This is a genomic window from Dellaglioa sp. CoH-55-MRSF-8 (assembly GCF_056782195.1).
The window spans coordinates 1-866 of the sequence record NZ_JBXAYH010000024.1; the positions used below are offsets into that span (position 1 = coordinate 1).

The window sequence follows — 866 nt, forward strand, 5'->3', positions numbered from 1 at the left end:
TGACGCATTCGGCAAGAACCAGTGGCCTAAGATGCGCGGGGAACTCGTGCGCGTGCTGGGCGACACGATCCCGCTCAAGAAGTTGATGGTGGCAAGCGGCGCTTTCACGCGCGGTGGGATGGGAGTGCGCAAGCTCGAACAGCTTGAGGCTGCGGGCATGAGTATGAAAACTCTCTGCAACCTTGACAAACAAGGAATCTGGAACGAGGTGGGCCGCATCAAGGGGTTCTCGCACGCAACGATCCAGCTGTTGGTGGATGGCGTTGCAGAGTTCTGAGCGTGGTATCGTCCTCTTGAGGGCGTGCTCAAGATCGATGGCGAACTGCCAGTGCGGAAGAAGGCAGCAGGCGCGAAGCTAGCATGGGTCAATGTGGCTTGGACCAGTTACCGCTCGGCTGACGAAGAGGCGTTTGTCGAGGCTCAGGGCGGCACCGTTGTCAAGTACAGCGCGAAGATGAATGTGCTACTATACAAGCCGGGTGCTAAGTTCGCGGACAAGATCGTAAAGGCCGGGAACAAGGCGATGACATGGGACCAGTTCAAGGAGAAATACGGGCTATGAGCGAGATTACGTTTGCTGTAAAACGCGTTGTCGTGGTGCAGGGTTCTGGCTCCGACAAGATCGCGGTGTTCACCGATTTGCCGGGCCCCATCTGGCCGTTCGAAGAAAAGGCGGTGTTGAGTATCGAAGCGGCAGCAGGCACGTGCCCGGAGTATGTACGTGCCGTGTTTGGGGTTGAGCCCGAAGTGATTCATCGGGGTTGACTGGTCGCTCGAAGTAGGTATAATGGGAATCACTAAATTATTGGAGGTTCCCATGTTCGAAAAAGTCACCAAGCATTTCAAAGTCGCGGCACTGCGCCGCC

The 866-nt window shown here is 56.5% G+C and carries 3 protein-coding genes; all 3 read left to right on the top strand.

Annotated elements, in window-relative coordinates; genetic code table 11:
* A partial coding sequence (locus tag AC1RPW_RS07655) for a hypothetical protein (RefSeq protein ID WP_481769389.1) occupies positions 1–277 on the top strand: 277 nt, incomplete at its 5' end.
* A 24-nt stretch (positions 278–301) separates the two neighbouring features.
* Complete coding sequence (locus tag AC1RPW_RS07660) at positions 302–562, top strand: hypothetical protein (RefSeq protein WP_481769390.1); 261 nt, start codon at positions 302–304, stop codon at positions 560–562.
* On the top strand, positions 559–765 hold the full coding sequence (locus AC1RPW_RS07665; protein WP_481769391.1) for a hypothetical protein: 207 nt from the start codon (positions 559–561) through the stop codon (positions 763–765). Before AC1RPW_RS07660 ends, AC1RPW_RS07665 begins: the two co-directional genes overlap by 4 nt.
* Positions 766–866: the final 101 nt, after the last annotated feature.